The sequence below is a fragment of the Niabella ginsenosidivorans genome (assembly GCF_001654455.1).
Lineage (GTDB): Bacteria > Bacteroidota > Bacteroidia > Chitinophagales > Chitinophagaceae > Niabella > Niabella ginsenosidivorans.
Window position 1 is genome coordinate 575181 of record NZ_CP015772.1, and the last position, 26746, is coordinate 601926.

General features: G+C 44.1%; 20 protein-coding genes and 1 pseudogene. 14 read left to right on the forward strand and 7 right to left on the reverse strand.

What is annotated here, in order from left to right; translation table 11 throughout:
* Nucleotides 1–197 precede the first annotated feature (197 nt).
* The 4 genes from A8C56_RS02465 to A8C56_RS02480 all read left to right on the forward strand — a co-directional run bounded on the left by A8C56_RS02465 (nt 198) and on the right by A8C56_RS02480 (nt 4427).
* Nucleotides 198–401, forward strand: coding sequence for a hypothetical protein (locus A8C56_RS02465; RefSeq protein ID WP_245645718.1), 204 nt, complete (start codon nt 198–200; stop codon nt 399–401).
* 354 nt (nt 402–755) lie between these two features.
* Nucleotides 756–2408, forward strand: coding sequence for a tetratricopeptide repeat protein (locus tag A8C56_RS02470; protein ID WP_169818737.1), 1653 nt, complete (start codon nt 756–758; stop codon nt 2406–2408).
* 148 nt (nt 2409–2556) lie between these two features.
* Nucleotides 2557–3000 carry a hypothetical protein gene (locus A8C56_RS02475; protein WP_157097839.1) on the forward strand — a complete coding sequence of 148 codons (444 nt, stop codon included), beginning with the start codon at nt 2557–2559 and terminating at the stop codon, nt 2998–3000.
* A 647-nt stretch (nt 3001–3647) separates the two neighbouring features.
* Nucleotides 3648–4427, forward strand: coding sequence for a heparin lyase I family protein (locus A8C56_RS02480; protein ID WP_067751583.1), 780 nt, complete (start codon nt 3648–3650; stop codon nt 4425–4427).
* A gap of 91 nt (nt 4428–4518) precedes the next feature.
* On the opposite strand, the gene A8C56_RS02485 is transcribed toward A8C56_RS02480, so the two are convergent.
* From A8C56_RS02485 to A8C56_RS02495, 3 genes and pseudogenes are all read right to left on the reverse strand, one after another.
* Nucleotides 4519–5580: an alpha/beta hydrolase gene (locus A8C56_RS02485; RefSeq protein WP_067751586.1), complete on the reverse strand. Its 1062-nt coding sequence runs from the start codon at nt 5578–5580 to the stop codon at nt 4519–4521.
* Nucleotides 5532–5923: pseudogene (locus A8C56_RS02490) on the reverse strand (YidH family protein). The gene A8C56_RS02485 and the pseudogene A8C56_RS02490 overlap by 49 nt, the downstream one beginning before the upstream one ends.
* A gap of 139 nt (nt 5924–6062) precedes the next feature.
* Nucleotides 6063–7229 carry a multiheme c-type cytochrome gene (locus tag A8C56_RS02495; RefSeq protein WP_067751589.1) on the reverse strand — a complete coding sequence of 389 codons (1167 nt, stop codon included), beginning with the start codon at nt 7227–7229 and terminating at the stop codon, nt 6063–6065.
* Nucleotides 7230–7935: 706 nt separating this feature from the next.
* Between A8C56_RS02495 and A8C56_RS02505 the strand changes: the two genes are divergently transcribed.
* From A8C56_RS02505 to A8C56_RS02535, 7 genes are all read left to right on the forward strand, one after another.
* Complete coding sequence (locus A8C56_RS02505; protein ID WP_067751595.1) at nt 7936–8451, forward strand: RNA polymerase sigma factor; 516 nt, start codon at nt 7936–7938, stop codon at nt 8449–8451.
* 91 nt (nt 8452–8542) lie between these two features.
* Nucleotides 8543–9544 (forward strand): FecR family protein, encoded by a 1002-nt coding sequence (locus A8C56_RS02510; RefSeq protein ID WP_169818739.1) that lies wholly within the window; start codon nt 8543–8545, stop codon nt 9542–9544.
* Nucleotides 9545–9628: 84 nt separating this feature from the next.
* A complete protein-coding gene (locus A8C56_RS02515) occupies nt 9629–12742 on the forward strand; it encodes a SusC/RagA family TonB-linked outer membrane protein (protein ID WP_067751601.1) in 3114 nt (1037 codons plus the stop codon).
* A 23-nt stretch (nt 12743–12765) separates the two neighbouring features.
* Nucleotides 12766–14418, forward strand: coding sequence for a RagB/SusD family nutrient uptake outer membrane protein (locus A8C56_RS02520; RefSeq protein WP_067751605.1), 1653 nt, complete (start codon nt 12766–12768; stop codon nt 14416–14418).
* A gap of 26 nt (nt 14419–14444) precedes the next feature.
* Nucleotides 14445–15956 carry a sulfatase gene (locus tag A8C56_RS02525; protein ID WP_218917230.1) on the forward strand — a complete coding sequence of 504 codons (1512 nt, stop codon included), beginning with the start codon at nt 14445–14447 and terminating at the stop codon, nt 15954–15956.
* A gap of 51 nt (nt 15957–16007) precedes the next feature.
* Complete coding sequence (locus A8C56_RS02530) at nt 16008–17516, forward strand: sulfatase family protein (protein ID WP_067751611.1); 1509 nt, start codon at nt 16008–16010, stop codon at nt 17514–17516.
* 52 nt (nt 17517–17568) lie between these two features.
* Entirely contained in the window at nt 17569–19125 is a 1557-nt protein-coding gene (locus A8C56_RS02535; RefSeq protein ID WP_067751615.1) for an arylsulfatase, read from the forward strand.
* A gap of 197 nt (nt 19126–19322) precedes the next feature.
* On the opposite strand, the gene A8C56_RS02540 is transcribed toward A8C56_RS02535, so the two are convergent.
* The 3 genes from A8C56_RS02540 to A8C56_RS02550 form a co-directional block, all read right to left on the reverse strand.
* A complete protein-coding gene (locus A8C56_RS02540; protein WP_067751618.1) occupies nt 19323–19550 on the reverse strand; it encodes a helix-turn-helix transcriptional regulator in 228 nt (75 codons plus the stop codon).
* Between the two features lie 72 nt (nt 19551–19622).
* Complete coding sequence (locus A8C56_RS02545; protein ID WP_067751622.1) at nt 19623–19859, reverse strand: helix-turn-helix transcriptional regulator; 237 nt, start codon at nt 19857–19859, stop codon at nt 19623–19625.
* 84 nt (nt 19860–19943) lie between these two features.
* The gene (locus tag A8C56_RS02550; protein ID WP_067751625.1) at nt 19944–20297 is read right to left on the reverse strand and encodes a hypothetical protein; all 354 of its coding nucleotides are present in this window, start codon (nt 20295–20297) and stop codon (nt 19944–19946) included.
* Nucleotides 20298–20885: 588 nt separating this feature from the next.
* Between A8C56_RS02550 and A8C56_RS02555 the strand changes: the two genes are divergently transcribed.
* From A8C56_RS02555 to A8C56_RS02565, 3 genes are read left to right on the forward strand one after another with little or no spacing between them, the layout of a single operon-like run.
* Entirely contained in the window at nt 20886–21479 is a 594-nt protein-coding gene (locus tag A8C56_RS02555; protein ID WP_067751628.1) for a TlpA family protein disulfide reductase, read from the forward strand.
* 17 nt (nt 21480–21496) lie between these two features.
* Complete coding sequence (locus A8C56_RS02560) at nt 21497–24721, forward strand: SusC/RagA family TonB-linked outer membrane protein (protein ID WP_067751631.1); 3225 nt, start codon at nt 21497–21499, stop codon at nt 24719–24721.
* A 24-nt stretch (nt 24722–24745) separates the two neighbouring features.
* Nucleotides 24746–26122 carry a RagB/SusD family nutrient uptake outer membrane protein gene (locus tag A8C56_RS02565; RefSeq protein WP_067751634.1) on the forward strand — a complete coding sequence of 459 codons (1377 nt, stop codon included), beginning with the start codon at nt 24746–24748 and terminating at the stop codon, nt 26120–26122.
* A gap of 34 nt (nt 26123–26156) precedes the next feature.
* On the opposite strand, the gene A8C56_RS02570 is transcribed toward A8C56_RS02565, so the two are convergent.
* Nucleotides 26157–26561, reverse strand: coding sequence for a hypothetical protein (locus A8C56_RS02570; protein ID WP_157097840.1), 405 nt, complete (start codon nt 26559–26561; stop codon nt 26157–26159).
* Between the last annotated feature and the right edge of the window lie 185 nt (nt 26562–26746).

Below are 26746 nucleotides of genomic sequence, written 5' to 3' on the forward strand. Positions count from 1 at the left end.
GCGCCTTTTCAGCTTCTCTGACGGTTGGCGGATACGCCCAGGATGACGGCTGGCTGTGTCTGCGAAGCATTTATTTGTTTGTCCCCAATATTGGGGACAGGTTTGCTGTAAACAGCTGCAGACAAAATCTCATTTATCTTTACCTTTGGTTCCCGTTTTTAGCAAGAGAATACTAATAACTACTATTATAAACAGCCATGATGACAGATACTATTGCCGCTGCTGCATTTCCCGGGTTTGAGCATGCCCCGGACGAGCTGACCAAATACATTGAAGCTTTCGGTATTTTCACGATCTTGCTTAGGAACGGCAGTGTTGTGCATTATAACCCTGATGATACGAATGCATTCCGTTACTGGCTGAACCGCCATAAAATTATTGATATACGCACTCAGGGCTGAGATGTCTTTACCGCTACCGTTTATTTTGATGGCTGGCTGATCCGGTTATCAGTTTGAGCACCATCGTCATGGAATACTTATTTTCAATATTTTTGGCAGGGATGAAGCAGGTTCCATCATATTTATAGTATTTTCAGTCCTCATCTGTTTGCGGATTTACCTGTATAACAGCAATATGCTTATTTTTGAGCATCTCCCGCTCGTCATTTATTTCTCGGATATATGAAACAAAACATGTACAGGGCACTGTTATGCCTATCGGGTTTTTGTATGGTTGTTGCCGCAAATGCTGTGTCAGGAGCTTTGCCCGGATCCGGCAACGGCTCCTCATCAAAAAAAACGGATACAGCTACAGTGAAAAAGCTGTTACAATCAGCGGCAGACAATCTCTATAGTGATTCCGCAAAAACCATCCGGTATTGCAAAGAGGCAATCCACCTGTCTAACCGGCTTCATTATGCCTATGGGGCAATGAGAGGGTATATATACCTGGGCGATGTTTATTATCAGAGCAGCCGATACGGAGACTCGTATGCGGCTTTTATGACGGCGAAAAAAATTGGCGATGCCAGTGCTGATAAACGGGGGTTCTCCTATTTCTATAATGATCTTGGTTTATTTTATAACTCCATACAGGAATACGACAGTGCCCTAAATAGTTTTCATAACAGTTTAGCCTATATACCGGATACAAGTGCAAAGGGGCTTTCTGAGGCGTTTTTAAATATTGGGGTTACCTATGGCGGCGCGGGTGACATTGGAAGAGCGGCTACCTATCTGAATAAGGCACTGCAGATTGCGCAGGAAAAGCACATGGATCAGAACCTTGCCTTTATTTATATGAACCTGGGCAATGCATATGCAGATGCCCGCCACCCCCAGCTGCAAAGGGCTACAGATTATTTTAAACAGGCGCTGACTGCTGCCGGTAAAACAGGAAACACCTATGTTCAGTCCATTGCTTATGCTTCCCTTGGAGATATCTGTAACCGGCAGGGACAGTTTGACCAGGCGCTGGCCTATTCAAGGCAGGCTATGGATATTACGCGGAAAGCAGGTTTTGCGTCTTTGCAAATGTACAGTCAGTTCGGGTATTGTGAAATACTGACAAAAATGCATCGCTTTGAAGCAAGTGATAGTGCTTTAAAAAATATTGCAAAAACGTTTTACCTGACGCTGAACGACCGGAAACAATATTTAAAATCATATATAGACCTGTACAAAGAATGGGGGAACTATAAAAAAGCACTGGAGCTGTCGGACCAGTTAAAAAAAGTGACCGACTCTATTGCAGAAATGACCAATAAGAGAAATATGGATATCCTGGATGCCCGTTTCCGCTTTCACGAACAGGAAACCCGTATTACTGATTTAAAAAAAGAGAACAACTGGAAAACCCGGCTTGTAAAAATATCCGTTGTGGCAGTCATCATGAGCTTTTTGTTCATCGGTATGCTGATCTATTCAAAAAGACTCAAATCAAGAGTGCTTCTCCAGAAACAACAGGTGCTTAAAGAGGAGAATGCACGCATGAAGATGGAAAAGGCTCTGGCAGAAGAAAAAGCCGTTCGTGTAAAAGAAGACCTGGATCATAAAAACCGGGCGTTATCGGCAAGCGTTGTGCATAGCGAACAAATGGCGCGCATCCTTTTTGGTATTAAAGAGAAGTTATCGGATACCGAAAAACTGAGGGATCCGGCATATGTAGAAGATATACGCAAAATCATTCGGCATAATATTCATTTGCAGGAAGACTGGCAAAAATTTAAAATGCATTTTGAGGAAGTGCATCCATCCTTCTTTAGTAAGCTGGCGCTCATAGCTCCCCAGCTTTCAAAAAATGAACTGAAGCAATGCGCCTATATACGTATGAATATGTCCAATAAAGAGGTCGCCGCCCTGCTAAATGTATCCCCTGACAGCGTTAAAATGAGCCGTTACCGGATCAAAAAGAAACTCGGTCTTCCTTTCAGTACCGATTTAGGAGAATATATTGCTTCCTTATGATAGCGATACTGTATACTGCAATTAAACCGGTTACGTATATATAATATTCATTGTATACAATTTGTAACCTTGGATGGTTACGATTTGTAAACCGGATAAAGTACCCATCACCAGAGCTCTCCGTTATTTTTGGCAAAACGGAAATTTTATGAAAAGAAAATTTGTTACTCTGGGAATGGGACTGTTGCTGCTATCGGCGCTCCTTGTTTCCTGTAAAAAAAGCGATGCCGATATCCGAAAACATGCTTCCGGCACCTTTCATGCCTTTGAGGCTTTTATTAACGGCAAGGATTTTACATTACCTACCAAGGATGAAGCATTTGATATTGAGATCAACATGTCAAATGAATCGGAAGCTACCATTACACTGATTTATTATGCCAAGGGAAAACCACAAAAACTGGATCCGATCCCATGTGTATTTCAAACAGATGAAGATGGCTTTGGTGTTTTAAAAGAGAAAGCATCCGGTAAAGTATTAGTGCTGTACTATGATGCAGATACAATCGATTTTTATTTTCCGGCAGGGCATGGGGATACTGTTTCTGCTTCAAGAGACGGGAAAAAGCCCGGCTGGTGGGATGAGGATTAATCCTTCTACCCGCCGCTTCAGCGTAATTGCGAATAACTGGCAGGTTGCTACATGAAATAATACCGGGCAGTATCTTTGGGTGGAGCGCCAGTGCTGTACTTATGCACCTGCAGGAACGCCTTATTCTTATAAGAGCTTCCTGTCCACCCAAAACTGTTCATAAGTAACAGGAGCTCCCCCGGCGATTAAGGCTGTTCCGGCTGAGCCTGATTACAACGCTTACTGTTTATACTGCAAGAGCGCCTGTTTTTCTTTAAAGATTTGTCGGGGATATGGGGTCCTGTTTTTTACCGCCGGAATATATCGTTAAAAAAGGCGCTTCATTACAGGTATCGGGTCACTGACGGGCTATGCCATAATGCATGAATACTTTGCCAAAATCCGGTAACAGCGGCTGTATTGGAATTGTATCTTAGGGATCGGTTAAAGGCGGCTTCAGTTTAACAGAAAAATTAATGCAGCATTATACCGTATTAAGATAAGAGCAATAAGCCTTATGCCTTTGCCCTTTATTTTAATGCAAGGCCAGAAGCAGAACAGCCTGCCTGACCTGGTATTGGGGAATATGTCTTGCCGGATCGGCTCATTATTTACGATGCTTGTATAACGATTGCACAATTCAATTATAAACCTCTAATTTCAAAAAAATGAAAAGAATCACGACCTGTCTTTTAGGCATTGCCTGTGCTATTGCCCTGTCTCAATGTAAAAAGGAATCAACGACTGAACTCCGGAAGGCAACTGATGAACAATCTATTGCATCTGCAAACGGAACGTTAGGGGCCCTCTCCCTGCTGTTTGATGGAGATGCGTCGCTGGGTTCGGCCAATGTATGGAAGGATATCAATATAGAAGGTGCCGGTACGGTAACAACGATCAACGATGAAACGGGCACCCTGTGCTGGAAATTTTTAAAACCCTCCGGCAGCCATCGTACTGAAGGGCATGGCGCCAAAAATTACCAGGCGGCAGCCGGGGATGAAATATACATTGGCTGGACGAGCAAACTTTATATGCCTTTAACGTTAAAGACCGATGCGGTGTTCCAATGGAAATCCTATCCTACCGGTACTGCTGCCAATCATCCGATTATGCTGCGCACCAGGAGCGGTAATTTAGAGCTGCAATATTTTGATAGCAGTCATGTGGCTTACGTGCCCTGGTCTATACCATTATCAACCAGCACCTGGCAGCAGTTTGTGCTTCGTATGAATTTATCCTACAGTGCTGCCACCGGGTACATAGAGCTTTGGTATAACGGCGTAAAGCAAACATTTTCCAACGGCAGCCAGCGTTATTATTGCCGCACGATGGATGCGGACTACTGCGATCCTAAATGGGGCGTATACGGGGGAGATGATGCACAGGCAACGCATATTGTTAAAGGCATCCGCATTGGTACCAGCTATGCAGATGTGGCGCAGTAATTACGCCCGGGGATGACTGCCGGAGGGCGTATGCCTTCAAAGCTAAAGTGCCGGCTATTACTCTCCCATAGGATATAACAGGGGCGCTTTCTTATTCCCGGGCCTGGCCGGTAATACAGGTAACGGTCTTTTCTACCAGGGCGTCTGTTTTTTCTTTAGGAATATTGTTAAAGCCGTGATCCCCTTTTTTAACAATGATCAGCCCGTTGCTAACCTTATTGGCATCCAGCATCCGGTGCAGCTTCCGGGACTGGCGCAGGGGCACCACCCTGTCCTTTGTGCCATGAAATATAAATGTAGGAACCGTAGCGGCTGTTATATATTTCAGAGGAGTGTACAGGCCGGCTGTTTGCATAACTTTTTGTTTGTCCGGATCAATAGAATAACCGGTAAGCGCATAGGCCAGCTTTTCCCTGTAGGGTAATAGTTTGGGAATAAATATTTTGGCCAGCAGCACGGTAAACCAGCCGGCATCCGGCTTTAAAAGTGCATTCAGGTCAGTAGGGCCAAAAAAGTCAATCACATAATTTGTTCTGGCTGAAAAGGAGGCCAGCTGAGGGCTTCCCGGCCATTTTGTATCATCGGTGTAGGCGGTCAGCAAGGCAAGATGGCCGCCGGCAGAACCACCCCAAAGCCCGATGTTTTCGGGGTCAAAGCCATATTGCTCCGCATGCGCCCGTACCCAGCGCACGGCATCTTTACAATCTGCAATGGGTACCGGCAGGTGTATGGTTTTACTAAGCAGGGTATAATCGATACTGACAACGGCAATCCCGGTTTTATTCAGTTGCTTTTTTAGCTGTTGTGTATAATAAAAGGTTTCAAGCGACCGGTCGCCCTCCACCCAGGCCCCGCCATGTATGATCAGTACCACCGGAAATTTTTTGCCGGCTGCTGTTGGTTCCGGAAGAAAAAGATCCAGCATTAAAGCGTTTCCATTCTCCGATCGTTTATAAGGGAGGTTTTTATATTCCTGCTGGGCGTTTAATACTGCGGTTTTGAATAAAAGGAGGAAAAACAATAAAACAGGCAGGGGCTTCATTTGCAAAGGGTTTTTATAAAAATAATTATTAAAAATGAAAGGGATGGCAAAGCCGGTTGTGGTTAATAGCTGATGTTTCTGAATAAATAAATCAGCAGTAAAACGCTGCATAATAACAATAATACAGCGCTCAGCGTAAGCAGCCGGTCAGACTGGCGGAAGCTGCCTGTATCCAGCAGCTCTTTGGTTCTCCGGTACCGGTAATAGGCAAAAATAATAGTGATGCCGCCCAGGGCGACCAGTATAATGCCAATAGCCTGGGAAAAGCCTGTACGGGGGGCAGTGCCTGTGGGGCATCCAGGGCCAGGGCAAGTTGCCGGATAAACAGGGAAAATTTTACCACCACAAAGCCAAAGCCCATGATGCCGATGCTGGTGCGTATCCATGCCAGGAAGGTTCTTTCATTGGCCAGGTGGTCGCTGGCTCCTGCTTTAGAATTTTTGTTTGCTTCCATTTTTTATAAGTATATACAGAACAGGCCAGGGGCTGTATTTCAAATATAATAAAGATCTCCGGCATATATAGATTTGATGCTGCCGTCAGCCTTAGTAAGCAGGAATTGATGTTGCTTCTTGCAGGAGTTAATAACCCGGCTATTGTGTTTTTGATGCCGGGTATATAGCAATATGGTGTGTTCTTAAACGGTATTGAATATCGCTCCGTTCGGCGCTGTTGCCAAAGTTCAGGCTTTTGGAGGCCTGTAGCGGCATGTGGCAGTTAATGCAGTAGTTATTTGCCTGCCGCATGGTAACGGCATGGGCAGATTGCTGGTGGCAGCTCATACAGCGCTGCACAAAAACCTCCCTGCTGTTGCGTTCATTCATATGCGTATCATGACAGTTCATGCAGGTAAGGTTGCTTTGCAGGAAACACTTGCTTTGCATCAATGATTGCATTTGCATGCCATGCGCATCCGGGTTGGCGGCCGCGCCGGGGTAGTACATGTAATAGTGCGACAAGGTATCGCCCGGTTTAAAGGCAAATATCGTCCGCAGTTCTACAGGATCACCGGAGTGGCAGGTAGCGCACAGGTCTAACTGTTGCTGCCGGCTCAGCGATTTTATGGGTACCATATATTTCGCCGTCCTTACCCCGGGGTGCTCCGTATGGAATGCTACATGCTGCGCTGCCGGGCCATGGCAGCGCTCACAGTCAATACCATATATAATGGTGGCGGGGTCTATTTTTTCGGTATACCGCATGCCCTGCTCCAGGCTTTTTTCAGCATAGGCGTAGGAGCTGTGGCACTCCATACAGCGGCTAACGATCAGGCGCGCATAATCAGGCTGATTTGCCCGAAGGCCCGGGCTGTTCGTCCACCGTTTTAGTTCCGTTAAATAGGTAAGGGGCAGCTCATACAGGGCTTCGTCTTTCCAGTAGCCAAAGGTCCAGGCCTTTTCACCGGAGCCAAAAGCAATATCCATGGTTTCACTGTTTACCTGCTGCCCTTTTAAAATATAGGACTGGGCCAGCTTATTATGAACAGCCTCCAGCTTTACCAGCTGACCGTTCGGAAAATGAACCGTATCATTTAAAGCAGTGATCAGTTGTTTAAATTTTTCAAAATCCACTTTTGAGGAGGTGTTAAAGTGGTTGGTATGCGTATAATGATCCGTAATATTCTTATGACATTGCACACAACTGGCAGCACCTGCATATTGCGGGCCTCTTGCATCCTGGGTGCGTGCATATTTGTTGGTGCATTTCAGCATACAAACAGAAAAGCTCAGCAATACAAGAAGTACAGTAATTATTTTCAAATGGGGCGTTTTTGTTCCGTAAACGAAAATACAATTTTATTTCTGTTGCCCCGCCAGTAAAGCAACTGGCCACATCAGAAAGGGTCTTTTATTAATAAAGGTGGCTTAAGGAAGTGTATGTACAAGGCTGCAAAATAGAAAAAAACAATGAAGTTTCAGAGGGTTTAGGACGACGGGCGCTGCGGAGGAAGCCAGGGCTACCCGTTTCATATTATGATTTCCAAATCCTTTTTTTAGATTGGTACTCTACTTTTTTGGTAGACTAACGAATTGTTCTATCTTTGTTAACTAAAAAGCAAGTGTATGCGCATGAACAGATTTTGTAATAGTAAGCTGTAACTTTACAATAGAGCTACCGTTGTTGTTTTCTTTGTCTATAAAGAGCTTTCTTGAATTTTATTCCATGTTAATTGGTCGGTCAGATGAAAGAGATAGATATAATCGGATTTACTTACTGTAAATCTTTTTTACAGGTGCCTTCTTTTTCTTTAAAGGTATGTCTGTAAGTAAAGGATGGAGTACCTAATACAAGCGTCCGAATTAGTTTCACTTCAGACTATTGTTCTTACAGTTAAATACGTAGTTGAAATGATAAAAAGACATATGTCTTTTTTTAATCCCGGGATTTTGGGTACTGATTTTATTCTTTTTCAACGTCTGCATGGATTACAATTTTTATTAATTTTAATCCGTATTCTCCATTCTGATGAGTGAATTTGATCAAGCTTTTTTTGAATCTGTATTTTATAAGTGCTATGACAGGCTGTATGCCGGCTTTTTAAAAAAAACCCGGTCTGAAACTATTGCAACAGAGCTTACACAACTTACTTTTATAAAGTTTTGGGAATATCGTTCCTCTTATACATTTGAGCTGCCACCCGAATTGCAGCTCAACCGTAAAGCAAAACAGGTATTTATTGACTGGCTGAGGAAGGAAGCTTATCAGCGTAAACTGGCTGCAGCTCTTCGGGAACATTCATTTTCGCAGCAGTCGGAAAGCAAATTTGAATTAAACCATACACTACAGGCAGCACTAGACCGTTTGCCTCCCACACGCCGGAAAGTATTTTCCTTGGCGTATATAGAAGGCTTTTCCCATAAGGAAATTGCCGGATTATTGGGTATTTCGGTAAAAACTGTTGATGCTCACGTGCTTAAAGCCCTGCATCAGTTGCGTAAAATATTGGCTTTTTATGCTGTTTTATGCGTAATAAGCCAATAAATTTTTTTTAGGGCAGTAGGTAATTTTCCAGTTTCAAACGTTCATATCTGTTATGGTGAAGACCCCGGATCCAAAACAAATCGAAGATTTTTTGTCTAACAGAAGCGGCTATGCTGAGGCGGAGGAGGTATATGCCTGGCTGACAGCCAATCCCGGGGAGCTGGATAAGATAATATTGACAGAAGATCTTCAGGCGGAGGAGTTGGTCTATACACCGGACAAAGTTAAAAAGGCAGCACTGGACCGGGCATTAGGCAGAAGCATTGCCAGGAGTGTGCCTATCCGGCGCTGGCTTGCAGCTGCATCGGTAATCGGCCTGATGCTGGCATTGGTGTGGCTATTCCGGGGCGGCAAAAAGGAACAGGGTACAGTTATGGCCTCTGCAATAACGGTAAGAAATAATACCGGTGCAATAATGGATTATCTGTTGCCGGACAGCTCCCGGTTGTCACTGAATCCCGGAGCCACTATTGTTTTTGAAAATGATTTTTCGATTAACAGGTTAGTAATGTTAACAAAAGGCGATGTGTATTTCCGGGTAAAAAAGGATGCCTTCCATCCCTTCCGCGTACTTGCAAATGGTATCAGTACTACAGCGGTTGGTACCCAGTTTTGGGTACAGCAGCTTACCCCTTACCGTGTGAACGTTTCATTAACGGAAGGCAGGGTAATGATCCGGGCTGCGGATCATTACTTTAAAATGGATACGGTTTTCCTGGTGCCCGGGCAGAATTGTACCATAGATAAAACAACGGGATTGGTAAGCGTATGGACCAGTGAGGCTAAAAGCCATCCACAGGACATAAAAGCTCCTTCCGGAAAACAGGGTATTGTTCAGAAAAGGAGTGCCATCGTGTGGACCAACCTTGAGATACAGCTTTCTGATGCGGAGCTGGTAAATGTCTTTTCAAAGCTGGAGAATCGGTATAACGTAAAAATAATAGTACCGGATACCAGTATATACCATGCAACCATTACGGGAAAAATATTTTATAATGATTCGCTGGATGTGCTCATTGCAGCTATTTGCGAGCTTAATCAATTGTCATATGAAAAAAGTAACGATACGATCTTCTTAAAAAGAAAACCATAAACGCGGTAAGCGGTAACAGCACGTAATTTTCGTCCAGAACTGCTGCATTTCCTATCATCAATTTTCGAAATTTAAAAGCCAAATATGCATAAAATTCCAAAACATTTATTACTACTGGCCATTGCTTTTATCCCTGCCATCAGCCTCCTGGCGCAAAAAAAAGTGAATGGTAAAGTACTTTCCGAAGCAGGAGAAAACTTGTCATCCGTAACCATTACTGTTCAAAATGCAACAACAGGAGAAAAAGAATTCCTTATTTCTGATTCCTCCGGTATCTTTTCCATTCCCTCATTAAATGCAGGGGAAAAGTACAACCTGTATTTTGAACATGTTGGCTATGCAAACGATTCGCTGGTCAATTATTCGTTATCAGTGAACGAAGCCAGCTCGTTACTGATCCGTATGAAGCCGTTAAGATCAACCCTGGAGGAAGTAGTGGTCGTTGGATATGGTACACAGAAAAAATCCGAGATGATCGGGTCCGTAGCCCAGGTAGGGGCAAAGCAGATCAACAACCGTACCGCACCGTCTCTTTCCAATATATTAACCGGCCAGCTACCGGGCGTTACGTTGATCCAGCGTTCGGGTCAGCCGGGCAGCGATGGGGCTACCATACAGGTAAGAGGGGTTGGCTCTTTTGGAGCCTCACCCAATCCTTTTATATTAGTTGACGGGGTGCCTGTAAATTCTTTTAATGATATTAATCCGAATGATGTGGCCTCGGTTTCAGTATTAAAAGATGCTTCTACTGCGGCCATTTACGGTTCCCGTGCATCTAACGGTGTTATATTGGTAACCACTAAATCGGGCGAGGGAAATGATGGTAAGGTCAGGGTGAACTACAATGCTTATTATGGTGCACAAAAGCCTACCGCCTATCCGAGGCTGGTAGATGCTGCTACCTATGCAACGCTGATGAATGAAGCCATTCCCAACTCTTACACTGCTGAAGATATTCAAAAGTTCAAAGATGGCAGTGACCCTTACGGGCATCCGAACAATAACTGGATCGACCAGGTATTTAAAAAATCAGCGCCTCAGACGGCTCATAATATCAGTATTTCAAACAAAACAAAGAATACAGATTATTTAATGTCCTTTGGTTTTCTTGACCAGAAAGGCATTGTCAGTAAAAATGATTATGACCGTTATTCTGTAAGGGTTAATATGACGAACCGGATTTGGGATAAACTAACGCTTACTTCCCGCATGAGCGGTGCGCAATATATAGACAATCAGCCGGCTCCACCCGCTAATGTTGATATTAACAACATGCTGGATGCCATTGGCCAGGCAGTAAGAACGCCCCCTGTATATGCTACTGTTTTAAGCGATGGTTCCCTGGGACTGGGTTTGGTAAACAAAGGAACGCCTTACACGTATTTGAACAATCCTTCATTCTATAAGAACAAGCAGACAGACCTGATGATCAATGAGCGGTTGGATTATAATGTGATACCCGACCTGAAACTATCATTGATCGGCGCCTATTCACAGCTTGCGGGCAATTCCAAACGGTACCTTTCTACGTTTATGTTAACCAATAATATCAGTACCGGCCCCGGCAACCTGACACTGCAGAATCAGGTCAATACGTATAAAACCCTCCAGGAGCTGGTTGAGTATAAAAAAACAATAGCCCGCCACCAGTTTTCAATACTGGCAGGGCATACTTACGAGTTTTCAGCTATCAGCAGTTCCTCTGCCAGCCGGTCCGGTTATACCAATAATGATCTTACAGAACTTGTAAACGGCGATGCAGCTACACAGGGGAATACCGGAACGTCTACTGAGTTAGCGCTTGATTCGTATTTTGGCCGTTTAAACTACAGCTTTGGTAATAGGTACCTGATTGAAGGCGTATTGCGTTACGATGGTTCCTCCCGTTTCCCCTCAAGTAAAAAATACGCGGCGTTTCCTGCCGTGGCCGTGGGCTGGCGCCTTTCTGAGGAAAAATTCCTAAAAAATAAAGTTGCATGGTTAAATGAGCTGAAGCTAAAAGCATCTTATGGTACCCTGGGCAACCAAAACCTGCCAACAAATATTACGGGTTTAAATAGTTACTATCCCTACCAGAGTTTATTATCACCGGGCTTTAATTACCCGTTTGGCGGTACAACCGTTCCGGGGGTTGCCAATACCACGCTGGTAGATTCCAATTTGCATTGGGAGTCAACCCGTACAAAAGATATTGGTTTGGAAGCCACTATTTTCCGGGGGCTGAACATCAGCGTAAGCTATTTTGACCGGTATACCTACGATATTATTGTTTCTCCGGGAAGCAGTGTATCAAGTATATTAGGCTTTACACCCGGGCCAACCAATGGCGGAGAGCTCAGTAATACCGGCTGGGAATTTACTCTGGGATATAACAACCATGTGGGCGATTTTTCTTATACTATTTCCGGAAACCTGAGTATTATTAACAATAAAGTACTGGATCTAGGTGTAGGCAATGTTACACAACCTAATGGCCTGGTGGGCAACGGCACCAGTTTATTTATTGGCTATCCTATGCAGATGTATTATGGTTATGTTGCAGATGGCCTTTTTAAAGATGCCAGTGATATTGCCGGCTATGCCGATCAAAAGGCCATTAATCCTACCGTGCAGCCCGGCGACATCCGGTATAAAGACATCAGCGGTCCTGATGGAGTGCCCGATGGTAAGGTGGATGCGACCTACGACCGTACTTTTCTGGGCAGCCAGATCCCGAAATACCAGTATGGAATTAATATCAGCCTGAACTATAAGAATTTTGACCTGTCTGTAACGGGGCAGGGGGTGGCAGCTGTAAAAGGCCAGCTGAACAATTATGCAGGGTATGCCTTTTATAACAATGGCACGGTGCAGCAATTTATTGCAGATGATCACTGGTCAAAAGAGAATCCTAACCCCAATGCCCGCTATCCGCGGTTGGAAGTGCTTACGAACGCAGGCTCACCCAATACCCTGTCTTCCTCTTTTTATCTGCTCAATGCCGGTTATTTTAAGATCCGGAACATCCAGTTAGGCTATTCACTGCCTTCCTCCTTGCTGAAAGATGGTTTTATTAAGTCATTACGTGTTAATGCGAGTGCACAAAACGCGGTTTCATTTAATAAATATCCAAAAGGCTGGGATCCGGAAGTAAATTCCAGCGGCGCTTTTTATCCTATTATGGCGAATTATAGCTTAGGCCTGAATGTGAACTTTTAATACACTCATTAAAAAAGATACTAATGAAAAAATATGTTATTGCCTGTTTATTACTTTTGATGCTGTTTTCGAATGAGTCCTGCAGAAAACAGCTGGACAGGGTACCGCCTGATTCTTTTTCCAGTGAAAATTTCTGGAGCAGCCCGGATAATGTTTTCCAGGCGCTGACGGGTGTATATCGTGGAAATATACAAATGCTGACGCCGCCCGATGCCGATGCGGAATATAACCCTACTGACTGGTGGTCTTATCATGGGCTACTGCTGATTGAATTTGCATCCGATAACGCTTATGACCGGCGGGGCGATAATTCGGCATGGAATACATTAACCAACGGGGCTTTAACAAACAATAACGCCAATATAGCTGCATGCTGGAAATTCAGCTACGCTAAAATTGCCCGTTGTAATTATTTCCTGGAAAATATAGGCAAAGCCAGTCTGGATGCAGCGCTGGCTGCCCGTTATATTGCAGAAGTGCGGTTTATAAGAGCCTGCCAGTATTTTTACCTGTCACAATATTTTGGTTCGGTACCGCTGGTTACCAAAACGCTTAATACGCAGGAGGCCAATACCGTTACCAAAGCCAGCCATGCGGATATTATAAACTTTCTTATACAGGAATACACCGAGGCTGCTGCTGCGTTGCCCCGGTATGGAGCGCTGACTGCCGGTGAAAGAGGGCGCGCCAGTGCGCAGGTGGCCCTGGCTTTTCTGGGCCGCACGTACCTGGCTGAACAAAAATGGGCCGACGCTGCGGCTGCGTATAAACAAATTATCGACTGGAATGAAAATAGTATTGATCCCAATTATACCAGCCTTTTTGATGGTAGCAACGAAACCAGTAAGGAGATCATTTTTGCAACGCAATACCAGCAGGACCTGGCGCCTAATTCAATGCTGCTGCATTGCTACCCCCGGGGATTGGGAGGGTATCATTTATACAACCCGCTGGGCAGCCTGGTAGAGTCTTACGAATTTAATGATGGTACCCCTTTCTCTTACAGTGATTCCCGGTATAACCCTTCAGATCTTGGTCAGAACCGTGATCCCCGTTTAAAGTACAGTATTGTTTATACCAATCAGGTATTTAAAAATTACCTGTACGATAGTAACCCGGATCATCTGACATCGCTGGATCGCGTTTCCACTACCCTGCAGGCTACACGCACAGGGTTCTGCCCCCGTAAATTCAACTCAGAAACTTTTAACGGGGCCCTTGCCAATTCCGGCATTGACCTGCCTATAATAAGGTATGCAGAAGTGCTGCTGAGTTACCTGGAGGCCAAATTAGAAAATGGCGATGCGATGGACCAGGCCTTACTGGATGCAACCATAAACCTGGTAAGAGGCCGGACTTCAGTAAATATGCCAAAAGTTACTGAAACCGATCCTGCAAAATTGCGGGTAATATTAAGAAGGGAACGCAGGGTGGAACTGGCTATGGAAGGCATCCGCCTTTGGGACCTGCTCCGGTGGAAGATTGCAGGAGATGTGCTGCAGGGTAATTTTTATGGCCATCCTTATCCCGGAGCCGCCAACTTAAACACACCCTCCGGTATGGCTGCCGATCCTTACAGCAGGTGGTATGTAACTAAAAAAGCATTCAGAAAAGGACAGGATGAGCTTTGGCCGGTACCCTTATCAGAAGTGAACATTAATCCCAACCTGAAATAATATTCGTGTAACAATATAACATGCATATGAAACGACTATTGTTCCTTCCGGTATTCATGGTGTTTTCATTGCTTACGACCGCGCAGCAGCGCCCCAATATCATCCTGTTTTTAGTAGACGATATGGGATGGCAGGATTGCTCATTGCCCTTCTGGAAAGAGAAAACAGCGTTGAATAAAAAATACCATACGCCTAATATGGAGCGCCTGGCGGCAGAGGGAATGAAATTTACCAATGCATATGGGGCGCCGGTCTGTACACCTTCACGCACCGCGCTGCTTACCGGTATGAGCCCTGCCCACCTGCGTATTACCAACTGGACGGCGCCTGCTAAAAACAGCAATACAGACAGGGAGGATGACCAGTTTGCACCGGCAGACTGGAATATCAATGGCCTCAGCCCGGTGCCAGGCATTCAAAATACAGCGTATGCTACGCCGTTTCCCCGTCTTTTAAAAGAGGCGGGCTATTATACCATTCATGTAGGCAAGGCACATTGGGGCGCTGTAGGCACACCCGGCGCCAATCCCTATAACATGGGATTTATGGTAAACATAGCCGGTCATGCAGCGGGCAGCCCGCAAAGCTATTGGGCCAGCCAGAATTATGGGAATTTTCCCAAACAGCAACCCCGCGCACAGGCGGTACCCGACCTGGAGCAGTATTTTGGAACGGATACGTTTTTGACCGAAGCGCTGACACTGGAAGCGCTGAAAGCGCTTGAAGAACCGGTAAAAAGAAAGCAGCCTTTTTATTTGAATATGGCGCATTACGCAGTGCATACACCTATTATGGCAGACGAACGCTTTATAAAGAAATACCTGGATGCGGGGCTCGACAGCACGGAAGCGGCTTATGCCACATTGGTGGAAGGTATGGATAAAAGCCTGGGCGATATTATGGATTACCTGGAACGGAAAGACATTGATAAAAATACGGTGATCATTTTTATGAGTGATAACGGAGGGCTCAGCCTTGCTCCTGAAAGAGGGGGCAAAGCGCATACCCAGAATCTGCCACTCAGGGCCGGTAAGGGCTCTGTGTATGAGGGCGGCATACGCGAGCCCATGATCGTAAAATATCCAGGTATAACAAAGCCGGCCACCACGGCAGACCAGTACGTTATTATTGAGGATTTTTTTCCAACCATACTGGAAATGGCCGGGGTGAAAAAATATCAGACAATTCAGCAACCGGATGGAAGAAGCTTTATGCCGGTTTTAAAAAACCCCGGATGGAAGGACGATACGCGGGACCTGGTATGGCATTTTCCCAATAAGTGGGTTAAGGATGACGGCCCCGGTATCAACTATTTCAGCGCTATCCGAAAGGGAAACTGGAAGCTGGTGTACAGCATACGCAGCGGTAAAACAGAACTGTATAACCTGGATGAAGACATTGGTGAAGCGAAGGATCTTTCCGCACAGTATCCTGCAAAGGTCAGTGAACTGCGGTCATTGCTGGGCTTTCGACTGAAAAGCTGGAACGCTCCTATGCCGGTTGATAAAAAAACAAAGCAGCCGGCAGCATGGCCATAAGCCTGCTTATAACAGAGGGGACCTTATTTTTTAAAAATAAATTTTTTGATCATGTATAAAGTAGTCCTTTTTTTATGTACGATGTTCTTTGGGGGAAATGTTGCTCTTTACAGTCAGCAACATCCCAATGTAATCCTCATTTATGCGGATGACCTGGGCTTTGGCGATGTATCCTGCAATGGAGGCACCGGCGTCACCACGCTCAATATTGATCAGCTGGCAAAGGAGGGCATCCGTTTTACCAATGCCCATACCACGTCTTCCACCTGCACGCCATCGCGTTACGGGATTATGACCGGTGAATATCCGTGGCGCAAAAAGGGTACGGGCATCCTGCCCGGTGATGCGGCCCTTATTATACCAACCGGTAAGCTCACCCTGCCCGGAGTATTTCAGCAGGCAGGGTACACTACAGGGTTGGTAGGTAAATGGCACCTGGGGCTTGGTAATACCGTGGAGAAAAACTGGAACCAGGAAATAAAACCCGGCCCTAACCAGGTAGGTTATCATTATTCGTTTATTTTCCCGGCCACTGCAGACAGGGTACCTACGGTGTTCCTGGAGAACCAGAAAGTGTTGAATATTGATTCCGATGATCCCATTACAGTAGATTATAAAACCAGAGTGGGAACGGATCCTACCGGGAAGGAGCACCCGGAACTGCTGAAACTGAAATCGGATCCTGAGCAGGGACATAACAATACTATAGTAAACGGTATCGGCCGCATCGGCTATATGACTGGGGGAAAGCTGGCGCGCTGGTCAGATGAAGAGCTGAGCTTTACGTTCCTGGAAAAGGCAAAAGAATTTATCAGGCAGAACAAAAAAACGCCTTTTTTCCTTACTTATAATCTTACAGAACCACATGTACCCCGGATGCCCGCCACCATGTTCAGGGGTAAAAGCAAACTGGGGCTGAGAGGAGATGCGCTGTTGCAGCTGGATTGGGCCGTAGGGGAAATTTTAAACGAATTAAGGGCGCAGGGAATTGAAAAGAATACGATAGTCATTTTCAGTAGTGATAACGGGCCGGTGTTGAACGATGGCTATGAGGACCGTGTTGTAGAGCTTAACGGCGCACATAAACCGGCAGGCCCGTTCCGGGGAGGAAAATACAGCCTTCTGGAAGGAGGTACCCGCGTACCGTTTATAGTAAGCTGGCCCGGAAAAATAAGACCGGGTGTAAGCAATGCCCTTATCGGGCAAATAGATCTGCTGGCATCCTTTGCAAAATATTTGCATCAAACCATACCGGCTGGTAATGCGCCGGACAGCCGGAATATGTGGGCAGCCTTAACCGGAGCTGATCAAAAAGGGCGTGATCATTTGGTGGAGCATTCTGGTACATTGGCCATTGTAAAAGATGGCTGGAAGTACATCCCCGCTAATAATATACCTCCTTATTTTAAAACAACGGGCACTGAATCGGGCGGATCAAAAACTGATCAGCTCTATAACCTGCAAGCCGACCCGGCAGAGAAAGAAAACAGGGCAGCAACGGATCCCGGAAAACTAAAAGAGTTAAAAGCTTTGTTAGCGGCAGAATCGGCAGAGAAATGAGAGCAGTAACAGGAAAAACAAAGACTTTATATAGCTTTAAATAGATAAAATAATGAAACAATGCATAGGTGTTTTCTTATTGATGACCTTTGTTATAGCTGGTTACGGGCAACAGGGAAAAAACAGGGTACTTACAAAAAAACGTCCCAATATTATTTATATATATGCTGATGACCTGGGCTATGGCGATGTGGGCTGTTATGGTCAGGCAAAGATAGAAACACCACATATTGATCAATTGGCAAAAAATGGTATACGGTTTACGCAACATTATGCGTTCCCGGTTTGCGCTCCGTCAAGATATTTATTAATGACGGGCATTCATTCCGGCAAAGCCTATATCAGGGGCAATCATGATTGGGGAGAGCGGGGGCCGGTATGGGATTTTAAGGCAATGGAAGAAAACCCCTATTTGGAAGGTCAGTGGCCGATCCCTGATTCTACGCTTACTATAGCTGAAGTGCTCAAAGATGCCGGCTACACTACCGGGCTGGTGGGCAAATGGGGATTGGGCGCTCCTTATACCACCGGCTTTCCGACACGGCAGGGCTTTGATTATTTTTACGGGTACATCTGCCAGCGGCAGGATCATACCTATTATAACGGGCACCTGTGGGAAAATGAACTAAGGATTCCGCTGGACAATAAAGTGGTGGCCCCTAATGTAACGTTTCCTGATAGCCTTGATAAGATGGATGAACGGAATTATCGGAGCTATCAGCAAAACGTATATGCGCCGGATCTGCTGATAAAAGCCGCCATTCAGTTCATTGAAAAAAATAAGAGCAAGCCTTTTTTCCTGTATTATCCATCGCCTTTGCCGCATGTGTCTTTACAGGCGCCGGAAAAATGGGTGGATTATTATCACAAAAAATTGGGTGACGAGCAACCTTATTTAGGAGGTTCTTATTTCCCGTGCAGGTATCCGCGGGCTACCTATGCGGCTATGATCGCTACATTGGATGAGCAGGTAGGGCAATTAATCGAAGCCCTGAAAAAGAACGGGCTTTACGATAATACAATTGTAATGTTTTGCAGTGATAACGGGCCTTCTTTTCCTGAAATGGGTGTTGACGCGGAGTTTTTTAACAGCGCCGGCCCCTTTTCATCCGCTGCGGGCCGTACAAAAGGTTTTGTGTATGAAGGGGGCATCCGTGAACCATTTATTGTGCAGTGGCCGGGAGTAGTAAAGCCGGGTACTGAGTCAGACATGGTTGCTGCAACTATTGATATAATGCCAACGCTGTGCGATCTTTTAAAACTGCCGGTACCTGCTAATGTAGACGGGTTGAGCATATTGCCCACTTTACTTGGCAAAAAGGAGCAGCAAAAGCAACATGCGTATCTTTATTTTGAGTACCCGGAGTATGGAGGGCAGCAGGCAGTAAGAATGGGCAACTGGAAAGCCGTACGAACAAATATATTAAAAGGGCAAATAAAAACACAGCTGTTTAACCTGGATACGGATATACAGGAGCAAAATGATGTTGCTTCGCAGCATCCGGATATTGTAAAAAAAATAGATGCCATTATGGAAAAAGAACATCATACCCCGGAAGTAAGCCGGTTCCTGATGCCGGCGTTGGAGAAAGGAAGGAAAAAACAGTAAGGCTCTCCCTGGCCCCACCTCCTACAAGAAGCTATAACAGCATTAAAAGAACGCTACTTATTCATTCTTTGCTACTGTTTTTATATAGTTGTTCAGTTCCTGTTCTGTTATGGAATCAAAGGCTCTCCCCAGATTATGCAAAACTATATCCCGGCGCATTTAAAATACCCTGTAACCTTTTACATTCCTGTAATTATTCAATTTTCACTTTTATCATTGGGCCTGGTAGAAACCAGTAACTGGCGTACGTCTTTGTTTACAAACTTTGCAATTTTAAAAAGATCCTGGATAGAGGGCTGGTTGGTATTGGTGCACCAGTTGGAGACAGTAATTACATGTACTTTCATGTATTTGGCTAAATCTGAGTTTTTCTTGTCGGCCTCGGTTAAGACAGTCTTTATCCTGTTATACTTTATTTTTGACATCTTGCACTGATTTTATCAGATTTAAAGCATCGTAATTAGTTTTTAGCATAGATTTTCAGTTCTAAGCGTCAATTATTTTGCCGGTTGAAATACATAGTCTACCGCATCCATCGGGCTTATTAAGCAGGAAGCTTCCACTTTCAGTATACACGCTATTTTAAAAAGTGTCTGGATTTCCGGTTGCTTAAAATTCCGGCACCAGGTAGAAACGGTTCCCGGTGTAACTCCAAGGGCAGCAGCTAAGTCCTTTTGACTGGTTTCCCGTTCCGCCAGCACCACTTTTATTCTATTGAAGTTTTTTCCTTCCATGCCCTTAATTACCTTTTAAATTGAAGCAATCAATTTGAGAGGTTCTGGTGAAAAGCTTCCAAAAAGAAGCGTGCATAGTGCTGTTTATTTATTCTTTGTCTTTGTATCCTTTGTCTTTGCTAACGCTTTTATATATTTGTTCAGTTCTTGTTCTGTTATGGAATCAAAGGTTTCCCCGAATTGTTTGAAGCTATATCCCAGTGTATTTAAAATACGATATAGTGTATAGGTCTTCATTTCAGATTTTGCAGTTATAATGTCTGAAATAGTAGCTTTGCGGATCCCTGTGCTGCTGGATATTTTACTATAGCTGTCATCTATGCCGGGAAAAGAAGGACTGTCAGGAGCGCGGTTTACATCCTTATTTTTAAAAATAAGTTTTTTCAACGCCAACGCATACCTGCACTTAATTGTATACTGCCCTTCTTCCTCAACCATATGGAAAAAAACAGCTTTTCAAAATATTTTTTGTTACGGTGTAGCGTAACATTCGTTTTTTTCCTATATTTACGTTAGAATTGTTGTATTAAATTTGCGATTACTTCATAAAAGCATTTGAAGCATTCGCTTAGAGTCTCGAATAGAAACCTGAGAAATTTCTAATTGGAACGGGATGATAAGACGAATAGCTCACGACCCGGGCGTGGGCTCTCTTATCCGTTCCAGGGCTTCTCAGGGCCTCTATTCGGTAAGTTGAGCACCGCGCCTTTTTTTGTTCGCTTGCCAATAAACGGGACTCATCTAACTTATATGAGATGAGCAAACTGCCTGCATATTATTTTTTGCATCATCAGACCTGCAATTTAGGAGGCCGGCATCACGCCCTGTTTAATGCCAGGTTTGCCTGCAAGCCTAAAAATCCTGTATAAGGTTGGTTATTACCGGGCGGCGGGCTGGTTTTTCTCATGTAACGGCCCGGCCTGCTCCGGTATCGGAGGGCGCTGAAAACACCTTTTGAATGCTGATCTATTTTGCTATGCCCATAATTTTCCTAAATAATATTGCTTCATTCTTAATGCTTAAAATATGAAAAAAATAACGCTGCTGAGCGTAATGGCTGGCCTATGCACCTGCATTTTTAGCCAGGACTATGGTTATGATTTAAAAACTCTTGATGCTCCCTTGTTTATTGGAGACTATATAAAAAAAACAACACCACTGGGTAGGTTTATTAATTATAAAAAAGATACGGCATCTCTTGCAGATTTTGAGGGCCGGTTGGTCATATTAAGCTTCTGGTTCACTACCTGTGGTTCCTGTGTTGCCATGTTCCCAAAAGAAGACGCATTGCAAAAGCAGTTTAATAAAAATATACAGTTTATAATGGTTACTTATGAGCCGGAGCAGAAAGTACGGGCCTTTATTAAAAGCTGGGAGCAGAAAAACAATACCCATTTTAATATGCCGGTAATTGTAGGGGATACAGTGTTGAGAAAAGCCATCCGCAATTTTGCCAATCCAAATTACGCATGGTTGTTGCCGGAGGGTAAGCTGGTGGCCCAAACCACAGAATATTTTATTAACAGCTATGGCATTAATGCTGCACTGTACAGCTGGGCTGAAGAGAACAACCAAACGAGGTACAAAGCTCCGGCGAAAAATAAAAAACCAGTTCGCTAACCTTAAACAAGCACTATATGAGAAGTATAATTACAGCCATTTGCGTGTTGCTGCTGGTGGCAGCTCATGCACAATCCATGCATCCATTAAAAGGGCAGGTTAAAGACTCACTTACCGGAATACCTGTTGCTGGTGCTACTCTTTTTTCCCTGTTTGGCAAAAAAGCTGCGCTTACGGGTGCGGATGGCAACTTTACTCTGGAGGTAACAAAAGAGGACACAGTTATTATATCACATGTTAATTACACTACACAAAGAGTACCGGTAAAGTGGAACCAAAGTTATCTGGTAGCAACCCTGGCTCCCAAAAATCTACAGATGGAAGAAGTAACTATTAATACCGGCTACCAGAAGCTAAGACCTAACGAAGTAAACGGTAGTTTTTCTGTAATTACAAATGAAAAACTGAACGAGCAAAAAGGCACTTCTGTTTTAGACCGGCTTAATGGAGTTACCCCCGGTATGTTATTTAAAACCGGCAAAAATACCAGTAACGTCAATAACCCTTCCGTTATTTCCATAAGGGGAGAAAGTACAATAAATGGTCCGCTTGATCCCCTGATCATATTGGATAATTTTCCATATGATGGAGATATAAATAATATAAATCCGAACGATGTGGAAAGCATCACTGTATTAAAAGATGCTGCGGCTACTTCTATTTACGGAGCAAAGGGTGGCAATGGGGTTATAGTGATCACTACCAAAAAAGGGAAGTTTAGCTCTCCTGTAAAGGTAGATGTAAGCAGCAACGCAATTGTTACCAACAGCCCCGATCTTTATCAATACAATCAATTGAGCGTTGACGAATACATAGGGGTAGAGGAGTACCTGTTTAATAAGGGATACTTCAACAGCACTATTAACGGGTTCTTTAAGCAAGGTATAACCCCCGCCGTAGAAGTATTTTCAAACAGGCGTAAGGGTTTGATAAGTGCAGCAGATTCAGCTGCTCAGATTGATTATCTTAAAACGGGCGATGCACAGGCATCATATAATAGTCTTTATAACAGGAGTACGGTAACCCTGCAAAACAGTGTTTCAGTTAGAGGTGGAAGCAGTGCCATTGCCTGGATGCTGGGAGGCAATTATGACAGAACCGTTAATTACGACCGCTCAAAAAACAACCGGGTAAACTTTCGTTTCAACAGCAGTTTCAAATTAGGAAAGCGGGTAATACTGAATGCAGGCGCTAATTATACCGCTACTACTATTTTGGCAGGCAGCCCTGCTTATAACAGTATCCGGGTTTACAGTAACCGGGCAGTGCCTTACCTGCGCTTTAGAGATGAAGCCGGTAACCCGATAGCTTTAGCAAAGGATTATCTGAGAAGTTATACCGATACTGCGGGGCAGGGAAGGCTGCTCGATTGGAATTATTACCCGGCTACAGATAATGATTTTATAAAGGATAAAACCAACAGGGAGGACCTGATAGGTATAGCAGGTCTTACAGTAAAAATTATAGACGGACTGAATTTATATGTAAACTATCAATATCAAAAACAGACGGGAAGCCAGGAGAGATTGTATAAAGAGGAAAGTTATTATGCCCGCGACCTGATAAACCGTTATACCCAGTTGGGTGCTACGCCATATACAGACACATTCCGTATACCCAGGGGCGGAATTTTGCTGAATAATTATTCCGGCATACTGTCTCATAACGGAAGGGCCCAACTGGCATATGATCACCGGTGGAAAGGTGTTGTTACTGCATTATCTACAATAGCCGGTATGGAGCTGCGTAGCACGGTAAGTGATGGCGGCAGCTACAGCCTGTATGGTTATCAGGAAGATCCGCTTAAAAGCATACCTGTTGATTATTACACTGCTTACCCAACATTTATTACCGGTTTTACATCCCCGGTTCCTTTCGCTCCTCAAAGGAATGCGGTTGTTACTAACCGGTTTGTATCAGTATACTGGAATATGGCGCTTACGCTGTATAACCGCTTTTATGTAAATAGCAGCCTGCGGCGGGATGCAGCAAATATTTTTGGTTTAAAAACCAATGATAAGTGGAATCCTTTCTGGTCTTCCGGTATTGGCTGGGAAATTTCTAAAGAGCATTTTTTTAATGCCAATGTGTTTAACTATCTGAAGCTGAAAGCCACACTGGGTACCAGTGGTATTGTAAACCCTAACAAAACGGCAGATGCCATTATATATCTTTCAGATGCCCCGGTCTCACAATTCTTAAGAGGAAGCGTATCAGCTTTAAATAATCCTACCCTCAAATGGGAAAAATCGAGACAGCTGAATATCGGGTTTGACTTTGCATACAGGCACAACCTTATTACAGGTTCTATCGAATATTATAATAAAAAAGGGAAGGATTTGTACGGACCGGCCCCATTCAATTATACAGCCTGGGGCGGAGCATCAACAATGGAACTAAATGTAGCTAATATGGAAGGAAACGGTATTGATGCAACGTTGAATTTCCGGGTAACAGATGGCGCAGTAAAATATACAACGAGTATTATTTTTGATTATAACCTTGCAAAAACAACAAAGTATTATGGACCTGATGCTGAAAAAACAGCCTTGTTGCTGGGAGATGGAAACACTATAAAGCCAATTGTTGGAAAGCCCTTGTATGCTATTGTAGCATATAAATGGGGCGGGTTAAATGCACAGGGAGATCCCATGGGATATGTAGGCGGCACTTTAAGCACTGATTATGCAGCTATACGCAATGAAGCAAACGATAAAGGCATAGAGGGTAATGTTCTATATATAGGCCCGGCGAATCCTGTAATTTACGGGGCCTGGAATCATACAATCCGCTGGAAGGGGTTAGAGCTTACCTGCAACCTGTTGTACAAACTGGGCTATTATTTCAGAAAAGATGCACTCAACTATCAAACTTTGTATACCACCGGGGTGGGCAATCCGGAGTATACAAAGCGCTGGCAACAGCCGGGAGACGAAGCCATAACAAATGTTCCTGCGCAGGTGTACACGAATTACCCGCAGTTTATACAAAGGAACACTTTTTATAATTCAGCTGAGATCCATGTGCTTCGCGGAGATCATGTGCGGCTGCAATATATCAACCTTGTATACCACCCTGTAATTTCTCATGTTTTTATAAAAGATGCTGCGGTTAGCTTTAATGTAGCCAATCTTGGGATTTTATGGCGACAGAACAGGTATGGCCTGGATCCCGACTATAATTATACCACAACCATACCCCCGCGGCCGCAATTTTCTATAGGGCTTCAGGCAGGGTTTTAAATTCATTTCAAAAAGCACAGACATATGAAAATAATTGTTTCTGTTATACGAGCATTCTATTGCTTTGCAGCACTGGCCTTCCTGGCTTCCTGCAGCAGGTTTCTGGATAAAAAGGCAGATTCCAGTATTGATACGCCTAATTCAATACAGGTTTTACAGGCGCTGCTGGATAATTCTGATGTATTTAATATTTCTATAACTCCGGCCTTCGGAGAAGCGTCAGCAGATGATTATTTTGTTGAAGAAACAACACTTAAAACACTGGAGGAGCGTCTTAGCAGTATTTATACCTGGAATCCGATTCCTTATAAATACAGTAATGATTGGTCTGCCTGTTATACAACGGTGTACTATGCCAATTTGTGTCTTGAATCAATAGAGAAAATTCCGAGAAATCCGGCTAATGAAAGTCAATGGGATTATATTAAAGGCGCCGCATTATTTCACAGGGCATATGCATTCCTGAACCTCGCCTGGACATTTTCGAAAGCATATGATGAGGCTTCTGCAAATACGGACATGGGAATTGACTTAAGATTGCAATCGGATTTTAAAGTACCTTCAAAACGAAGTTCGGTAGCCGAAACTTATGAACGAATTATTTCAGATGCAAAAGCGTCGTTAATTTATCTGCCGGATTCAACCAATCATGTGTTCCGGCCTTCCAGAGCCGCGGCATCGGGGCTTTTAGCCCGGGCCTATTTATCCATGCGCAATTATGATAGTGCATTTAAGTATGCTGATATCTGTCTTTCAATTAAAAGTGATTTGCTGGATTATAATACTGTTACAGATAATGATAATCCTTTTTCAAATACTGCGTATAATGGGGAGACCATCTTTTACTCCTCTATGAATTTCTCATCTCCCCAGGAATTGCTGGAAAGAAACTATGGGAGAGCTATGATAGATACTTTGTTGTATAGCCAGTATGACGAAAATGATTTGAGAAAGACACTGTTTTTTATTTCAAACGGATCCTATTTCGAATTTAAAGGAATGTATAGCGTTGGCGTAAGCCGCTATTTTACAGGGATTGCCTTAGATGAGATTTACCTGATTCATGCTGAGTGCAGTGTGCGCCTTGGCAGGTCCCAGATTGCTCTGAAAGATTTGAACGAATTACTTAGGAAACGATGGAATAAAGATGATGCGTATAAAGAATTAGCTCTGAATGATGATAAGGAAGTGCTGGCATTGGTGCTTAAAGAACGGAGAAAAGAATTGCTGATGCGCGGGCTCCGCTGGGCGGATATAAAACGGCTGAATAAGGAGGGCGCTAATATTGTCCCTGCCCGCTTTGTTGATGGTGCTGTAATAGAACTGCCGGTAAATGATTCCCGGTATGCATTGCCTTTGCCGGATGACATTATTAACATAACAGGCATGCAACAAAACTAAAGGGCTGAGACCCTTTAGTTTTGATAATTTAACCCTACTGATCCTGGTTAAATGCGCTTGCTGAATATGTTCCGTCCTTCGCTTCAGCAACTCTGTAGGTAGAGCCATTGCCCTTGTCGTTCAGTGCTGTAATGGTGAGGTTGGATCCGGCTAAAGTGGAATTTGTAGCATGAGCAGCATCAACGGCAATGGTACAGGCCTTAGGTTTATTAATATCTGAACAGGGACTGGCGGTGCCAATAAATTGCCAGTTAGAGAGGTCTCTGACAGCATCAGGGTCTGTGGCATCGCCCATGAATTCATAAACCTTGTCATTAACAACCGGCGCACGGCTTGGCATCCTTTTGCTACTGAAGGCAAAAGCAGCAAATGTAACAACGATCAGTGCCAGCAAAGGCAGAACAAATTTTAATGTCCGAAGACTTTTTATGTGCAACATAAAAATTGATTTTAAAAGGTTAAACAAAAAGATGTAATAAAGCTTGTTTTACTGCGCAGTAAATATAAGCTGCTGGCTGCTGTATTAAGGTTGATACAGCAAACCGGTTTTGAGGATGTTGCCTACTATTTTCTACAGGTGTTCGGCACCCCCTGGGGAAGCTGCACTAAAGGCAGTTCTTAATA

What these genes read in the sequence shown, in the direction of transcription:
- A8C56_RS02465 (WP_245645718.1), top strand. Translation starts at nt 198, where the DNA reads ATGATGACAGATACTATTGCCGCTGCTGCATTTCCCGGGTTTGAGCAT.
- A8C56_RS02475 (WP_157097839.1), top strand. Translation starts at nt 2,557, where the DNA reads ATGAAAAGAAAATTTGTTACTCTGGGAATGGGACTGTTGCTGCTATCG.
- A8C56_RS02480 (WP_067751583.1), top strand. Translation starts at nt 3,648, where the DNA reads ATGAAAAGAATCACGACCTGTCTTTTAGGCATTGCCTGTGCTATTGCC.
- A8C56_RS02485 (WP_067751586.1), bottom strand. Translation starts at nt 5,580, where the DNA reads ATGCAGCGTTTTACTGCTGATTTATTTATTCAGAAACATCAGCTATTA.
- A8C56_RS02505 (WP_067751595.1), top strand. Translation starts at nt 7,936, where the DNA reads ATGAGTGAATTTGATCAAGCTTTTTTTGAATCTGTATTTTATAAGTGC.
- A8C56_RS02515 (WP_067751601.1), top strand. Translation starts at nt 9,629, where the DNA reads ATGCATAAAATTCCAAAACATTTATTACTACTGGCCATTGCTTTTATC.
- A8C56_RS02520 (WP_067751605.1), top strand. Translation starts at nt 12,766, where the DNA reads ATGAAAAAATATGTTATTGCCTGTTTATTACTTTTGATGCTGTTTTCG.
- A8C56_RS02525 (WP_218917230.1), top strand. Translation starts at nt 14,445, where the DNA reads ATGAAACGACTATTGTTCCTTCCGGTATTCATGGTGTTTTCATTGCTT.
- A8C56_RS02530 (WP_067751611.1), top strand. Translation starts at nt 16,008, where the DNA reads ATGTATAAAGTAGTCCTTTTTTTATGTACGATGTTCTTTGGGGGAAAT.
- A8C56_RS02535 (WP_067751615.1), top strand. Translation starts at nt 17,569, where the DNA reads ATGAAACAATGCATAGGTGTTTTCTTATTGATGACCTTTGTTATAGCT.
- A8C56_RS02540 (WP_067751618.1), bottom strand. Translation starts at nt 19,550, where the DNA reads ATGTCAAAAATAAAGTATAACAGGATAAAGACTGTCTTAACCGAGGCC.
- A8C56_RS02545 (WP_067751622.1), bottom strand. Translation starts at nt 19,859, where the DNA reads ATGGAAGGAAAAAACTTCAATAGAATAAAAGTGGTGCTGGCGGAACGG.
- A8C56_RS02550 (WP_067751625.1), bottom strand. Translation starts at nt 20,297, where the DNA reads ATGGTTGAGGAAGAAGGGCAGTATACAATTAAGTGCAGGTATGCGTTG.
- A8C56_RS02555 (WP_067751628.1), top strand. Translation starts at nt 20,886, where the DNA reads ATGAAAAAAATAACGCTGCTGAGCGTAATGGCTGGCCTATGCACCTGC.
- A8C56_RS02560 (WP_067751631.1), top strand. Translation starts at nt 21,497, where the DNA reads ATGAGAAGTATAATTACAGCCATTTGCGTGTTGCTGCTGGTGGCAGCT.
- A8C56_RS02565 (WP_067751634.1), top strand. Translation starts at nt 24,746, where the DNA reads ATGAAAATAATTGTTTCTGTTATACGAGCATTCTATTGCTTTGCAGCA.
- A8C56_RS02570 (WP_157097840.1), bottom strand. Translation starts at nt 26,561, where the DNA reads ATGTTGCACATAAAAAGTCTTCGGACATTAAAATTTGTTCTGCCTTTG.